Raw genomic sequence first — 6,056 nt, forward strand, 5'->3', positions numbered from 1 at the left:
GGCGGGCAGCAGCTAGCTTTCGAACAGAGCACGAAGACGCCAGCCGGCTTCGGTCTTGATCAGCAGGACCGAAGCCGGCTTCGTCGTCTCGCCCGCCGGAGCCACCGAGACGACTGCAGCGTCGCCGATGGTCTCCGTCAGAGTCAGCCGATCGAGCTCCGGCGCCTCCTGTCCCTTCTGTCCACCGGCGATCACCGAGCGGTCGGCCGCGAACAGCGGCGAGTCGGCTTGGTCGACGTCGGCGAGACATCCGTCATCACCCCTCTCCAGACAGGTGTGGCGGGCCTGGAGCAGACGGAACGCAGCGTGCACGGGGTCGTCGGCGTCGGCCGGCCGCTGATCCGTCGCTTGTCGTGTCGGAGGGGCGGACCGTGCGGGAGACGGAACCGACGACCGCGTTTCACGCGTCGTTCGCACCGTGGGCCCGGTCGTGGGTGCCTCTGCGTGCCCGGCCGGCGTGCTCGGCAGGGCGAGCAGCGCGACGAGCGTCAGGGCGACGGCTCCCCCGGCACCGATCAGCACGGGTCTTCTGCGACCGGCTAGGAGGCGACGTAGCCATCTAGAGACCGCAGGCATGACGCCGTGCTCCATAGCGGACGCCAGGATCGCGGCGACGCGGTGCCTGACAGGAATAGATTCCACTCCGGTGACGCGCGCTCCAAGCGGCCGCCCGGGTTGCTCGTCGCCGGGGGTTCGAGTTCGAGACGTCTCGTCGCGGTGAGGTACGCTCGGCGCGTCCGCCGCGTCCGGCCCCTTCGGACGCGCAGTCAGGGCGACAGCAAGCGGTCCCATGGAGAGCGGCGCCGGCGGCCCGAGCGCGAAGAGCACCCGTTCGACGTCATTGACCGCGCCGCCCTCGGCAACACCTTCGATGCGGAGCCGCCCGATCGCGCGACGAACGCCTTCCGCCTCGTCGACTTCGATCGTCTCGGCGCGGGCGAGGATCCCGTCCACGATCATCGCGCAGCGGTCCCAGTCCGCGGCAACGCCGGCCGGCGTCGCGTGGGCGACGGACCCGAAACCGAGCAGCACGGGGCATCCGTTCTCGTCGAAGCGGATGCTCGTCGCCGCGACGTTCCCGTGCACCCAGCCCGCCGCGTGGACGGCTCGTATCCCCCGGAGCACCGAGACGGCGGCTGTGACGACCTCGCCGGTGTCGAGAAGCGGGCGGTCCCGCAACCAGTCCGAGAGCGTGCGCCCGGATAGCCGTTCCAGCACGAGGCACACCGGCCGGTCGGGTGCGTGCGAGACGTCGATGACCCCCACCACGTGCGGAGAGTCGACGGCACTGAGGCAGGCGACCTCGTTTGCGATCCGAGCCGGGTCGACATCATCCGCATACGCCTTCAGGACCACCTGGCCGCCGTCGCCGGACGCGAGGTAGGCGACGCAGTGCTCACCGCGCCCGACCGTCCGCAGCAGGCGGTAACCGCCGAGCTCGCTCCAGACGGCAGCGGTGGCGTGATCCCGCTCCATCGTGGTCTCGGGCGAGGTGCCTCGGTGCCTGCGTCTCTTGCCTGCCATGAACACCAGCGTGCCGCGGATGAGCATCCGCCCGCGCCTTGCCGCGGCCTTCTGTGAGGCGCTGGCGGCGTGTGCACGGTGGGGAGGAAGAGCGCAACGCCGCTATAGACTCGACGAGTGATCGACTACGTCGACACGGGGCTAAGCGCCAACTCCGTGCCGTATCTCGACGCTCTCGACCAGCAACGTGCCGTGCACGCTGCCGTCGTCGACGGGCGGGCGCCAGACACCGTCATCCTTCTCGAGCACGAGTCCGTGTACACGGCCGGCAAACGAACCGAGCCGGACGAACGTCCCGCGGACGGCACGCCGGTCATCGATGTGGACCGTGGCGGGAAGATCACCTGGCATGGTCCAGGACAGCTCGTCGGGTATCCGATCCTGCGCCTGAAAGAGCCGATCGACGTGGTCGGGTACGTGCGGAGGCTGGAAGGCATGCTCATCGACGTGCTCGCCGACCTCGGCGTCGACGGGCATCGCGTCGACGGCCGCAGCGGGGTGTGGGTCTCGACGGATGGCCCAGACGCGAAGATCGCGGCCATCGGCATCCGCGTCGCCTCCGGCGTCACCATGCACGGGTTCGCCCTCAACTGCAGCAACGACCTGCAGCCGTACGAGCACATTGTGGCGTGCGGCATCCGCGATGCCGGAGTGACGACGATCTCCCGCGAACTCGGCCGCACCGTGACGCCGCAGGATGCGGCACCCCTGGTGCGCGCGCACTTCGACTCCGTCATCGGGGTCGCCGCGTGAGCGCCGCGCCGGACGGGCGCAGACTGCTGCGCCTGGAGGCCCGCAACGCCCAGACGCCGATCGAGCGCAAGCCCGAGTGGATCAAGACCCGCGCTCGCATGGGACCGGAGTACACGCAGCTCCAGGGGCTGGTGAAGTCCGAGGGGTTGCACACGGTCTGTCAGGAAGCCGGCTGCCCCAACATCTATGAGTGTTGGGAGGACCGGGAGGCCACGTTCCTCATCGGAGGAAGCCAATGCACCAGGCGGTGCGACTTCTGCCAGATCGACACCGGCAAGCCCGCCGACTTCGATGCGGACGAGCCACGTCGTGTCGGCGACACGGTGGCACGCATGGGACTGCGCTACGCGACGGTGACGGGCGTGGCGAGGGACGACCTCGCGGATGAAGGCTCATGGCTCTACGCGGAGACGATCCGGGAGATCCACCGTCAGGCTCCAGGGACCGGCGTCGAGATCCTCGTGCCGGACTTCTCGGGACGGCCGGAGCACCTGCGCCGAGTGTTCGACGCGGAACCCGAGGTGTTCGCGCACAACGTGGAGACCGTGCCGCGGCTCTTCAAGCGCATCCGGCCGGCGTTCCGCTACGAACGGTCGCTGGATGTCATCACGCAGGCGCGCGACGCCGGGATGATCACGAAGTCCAACCTCATCCTCGGCATGGGCGAGGAGCGCCGCGAAGTGAGCGACGCGCTGCGGCACCTGCACGACGCGGGCACGGACATCCTGACGATCACGCAGTACCTCCGGCCGAGCCCGCGGCACCTGCCGGTCGCTCGGTGGGTCAAGCCCGAGGAGTTCGTCGAGCTCAAAGCGGAGGCGGAGGCGGTCGGATTCCTCGGCGTGCTCTCCGGTCCACTGGTGCGCTCGTCGTACCGCGCCGGCCGGTTGTGGGCGCAGTCGATGACGGCGAAGGGCCGCCAGATCCCTGCTCATCTGAACGCACTGGCGGATGCCTCGCTCGGCTTCGCTCGGGCGGTCGGCTGAGGTTGCCGAACCGGCCCCGTCGGCCGCATTCCGGGCCGTGCTGAGCCGGTATCCTGGACACCATGGCACGCAAGGACACCGCAGCGACGAAGGAACCCGGTCGCATCAAGCAGATGTGGCAGGTCTTCCAGATGACCCGCCGCTACGACTCCCGCGCTCAGTGGTACATGCTGGGCACGCTGCTGCTGGGTGCCGCGATCGGCGTTGTGCTCGCGCTCACGCTCACCGGCGGCAACGTGTTCTCGCTCGTGCTGTGGATCGTCGCGGGCGTGCTCCTCGGTGCTCTCGGTGCCATCATCGTGCTCGGCCGACGGGCCGAACGTGCCGCCTATTCGCAGATCGAGGGCCAGCCAGGTGCTGTCGGGGCCGTGCTGCGCAGCTCGCTGAAACGCTCCTGGCGTGGCAGCGAGATGCCGGTGGCCGTGAACGGACGCACCCGCGACGCGGTGTACCGTGCCGTCGGTCGCGGCGGCGTCGTGTTGATCGGCGAGGGGCCGGCGACGCGCACCCGCAAGATGGTGGAGGACGAGCGGCGCAAGATCGCCCGCATCGTGCCGAACGTGCCGATCAATGTGTTCAACGTGGGCCCGGATCCGGACGCCGTCCCGCTGCACAAGCTCGCTGGCCGCATGGCGAAGATCAAGGTCGCGCTGACCAAGCCCGAGGTGCTCGCCGTCGACAACCGGCTCGGCTCACTGGGAACGCAGATGCCGATTCCGAAGGGCGTCGACCCGTTGAAGGTGCGCCCGCAGCGCGCTCGCTGATCACCGCCGGCCAACGGGGTCGGTCACGCGCGCAGCAGCGCCGTTCCCGCGACCTTGTCGTGGAACCCGCGCTGATCCGAGTCCCACACGACGGCCGGGATCACGACGCAGAGCAGCACGGTGCGCACGAGCGGGCGCCACAGCCCGACCCAGGTCCCGTTCAACGCGACGAGGCGCAAGCCCAGGACGCGGTGTCCGATGCTCCCACCGATGGTCGGGATGAACACGTACTGCAGCAGCGCGAAGATGCCCAGTGTCGCCCAGCTGTCGTAGTGGAAGAACGCGAACGAGAGCAGGCTCGCGATCGCCCAGTCGACGATCAGGGCGAGGATGCGTCGCCCCGGCCTGGCGATCGATCCCGACCCCGTCTCGGGAAGCCCGAGCCGTTCTCCGGGGTAGCGGCTGGGCGCGAGATCGCCGAATCGGCGCGGAGTGGTGGAGGTGGGCACCGGGCAAGCTTACTGACGCAGGCTGCGTAACATCCCCGAAACAATCGCGATACGGTGGGGAAACCGCCGCCCCCTAGCCTGTCACCGGCTGCTCGCGCAGCACGATTCGACTCCCGTCACCTTCTTGGAGAAACCACATGTTCAGTGATTCGTCCGAGGTGCTCAAGTTCATCAAGGACACGGACGTCAAGTTCCTCGACATCCGGTTCACCGATCTCCCCGGTGTGCAGCAGCACTTCAACATTCCCGCCTCCACCGTCGACGAGGAGTTCTTCTCCGTCGGGCAGCTCTTCGATGGCTCCTCGATCCGCGGGTTCGCGTCGATCCACGAGTCGGACATGCAGCTCATCCCCGACGTGACGACGGCATACGTCGACCCGTTCCGGGCGGAGCGCACGCTGGTGATGGTGTTCGACATCTTCAACCCGCGCAACGGCGAGGTGTACGGCAAGGACCCGCGTCAGGTCGCGAAGAAGGCAGAGAAGTACCTCGCATCGACGGGCATCGCCGACACGGCGTTCTTCGCCCCCGAGGCCGAGTTCTACATCTTCGACGACGTGCGCTACGAGGTGAAGCAGAACACCGCGTATCACTTCGTCGACTCCGAGGAGGCGGCCTGGAACAGCGGTCGTGCCGAAGAAGGCGGCAACCTCGCCAACAAGACCCCGTACAAGGGCGGATACTTCCCGGTCTCCCCCGTCGACAAGCAGGCGGATCTGCGCGACGACATCTCGCTCAAGCTCATCGACGCAGGCCTGATCCTCGAGCGCGCCCACCACGAGGTCGGCACCGGCGGCCAGGCGGAGATCAACTACCGCTTCGACACCATGGTGCACGCGGCCGACGACATCCTGAAGTTCAAGTACATCGTCAAGAACACGGCTGAACAGTGGGGCAAGACCGCCACGTTCATGCCGAAGCCGCTGTTCGGCGACAACGGCTCCGGCATGCACACGCACCAGTCGCTGTGGAACGAGGGCAAGCCGCTGTTCTACGACGAGGCGGGCTACGGCGGCCTCTCCGACATCGCACGCTGGTACATCGGCGGTCTGCTCAAGCACGCCGCGAGCGTGCTGGCGTTCACGAACCCGACGGTCAACTCGTACCACCGCCTGGTTCCGGGCTTCGAGGCTCCGGTCAACCTGGTGTACTCGGCGGGGAACCGCTCCGCCGCCATCCGCATCCCGATCACCGGCACGAACCCGAAGGCGAAGCGCATCGAGTTCCGCGCGCCCGACGCCTCCGGCAACCCGTACCTGGCGTTCGCAGCGCAGCTGATGGCCGGCATCGACGGCATCCAGAACCGCATCGAGCCGCACGAGCCGGTCGACAAGGACCTGTACGAGCTGCCCCCGGAGGAGGCGAAGCTCATCCCGCAGGTGCCGGGCTCGCTCGACAAGGTGCTCGACGCGCTCGAGGAGGACCACGACTACCTGACCGCGGGCAACGTCTTCACGCCCGAGGTCATCGAGACGTGGCTCGACTACAAGCGGGAGAAGGAGATCAAGCCGCTCGCGGCCCGTCCGCACCCGTTCGAGTACGAGCTCTACTTCGGCGTCTGATCCGGAGCCCGCTCGGAG

General features: G+C 68.2%; 6 protein-coding genes. 4 read left to right on the forward strand and 2 right to left on the reverse strand.

What is annotated here, in order from left to right:
* Window positions 1-12 precede the first annotated feature (12 nt).
* Complete coding sequence (locus ACTHNC_RS04460; protein ID WP_440293382.1) at window positions 13-1,551, reverse strand: protein kinase domain-containing protein; 1,539 nt, start codon at window positions 1,549-1,551, stop codon at window positions 13-15.
* Window positions 1,552-1,641: 90 nt separating this feature from the next.
* Here ACTHNC_RS04460 and lipB point away from each other — a divergent pair, with 90 nt between their 5' ends.
* From lipB to ACTHNC_RS04475, 3 genes are all read left to right on the forward strand, one after another.
* Entirely contained in the window at window positions 1,642-2,277 is a 636-nt protein-coding gene (gene lipB / locus ACTHNC_RS04465) for a lipoyl(octanoyl) transferase LipB (RefSeq protein ID WP_440293383.1), read from the forward strand.
* The gene (lipA, locus tag ACTHNC_RS04470; RefSeq protein WP_440293384.1) at window positions 2,274-3,263 is read left to right on the forward strand and encodes a lipoyl synthase; all 990 of its coding nucleotides are present in this window, start codon (window positions 2,274-2,276) and stop codon (window positions 3,261-3,263) included. Before lipB ends, lipA begins: the two co-directional genes overlap by 4 nt.
* Window positions 3,264-3,325: 62 nt before the next feature.
* Window positions 3,326-4,027 (forward strand): DUF4191 domain-containing protein, encoded by a 702-nt coding sequence (locus tag ACTHNC_RS04475; protein WP_440293385.1) that lies wholly within the window; start codon window positions 3,326-3,328, stop codon window positions 4,025-4,027.
* A 23-nt stretch (window positions 4,028-4,050) separates the two neighbouring features.
* Here the strand turns inward: ACTHNC_RS04475 and ACTHNC_RS04480 are convergent, their stop codons facing one another.
* Window positions 4,051-4,476 carry an RDD family protein gene (locus ACTHNC_RS04480; protein ID WP_440293386.1) on the reverse strand — a complete coding sequence of 142 codons (426 nt, stop codon included), beginning with the start codon at window positions 4,474-4,476 and terminating at the stop codon, window positions 4,051-4,053.
* Between the two features lie 137 nt (window positions 4,477-4,613).
* On the opposite strand from ACTHNC_RS04480, the gene glnA reads away from it, so the two are divergent.
* Entirely contained in the window at window positions 4,614-6,038 is a 1,425-nt protein-coding gene (gene glnA, locus ACTHNC_RS04485) for a type I glutamate--ammonia ligase (protein ID WP_440293387.1), read from the forward strand.
* The last annotated feature ends 18 nt before the right edge of the window (window positions 6,039-6,056 follow it).

Origin of the sequence: Humibacter sp. (assembly GCF_051954055.1) — a bacterium.
Classification (GTDB): Bacteria; Actinomycetota; Actinomycetes; order Actinomycetales; family Microbacteriaceae; genus Humibacter.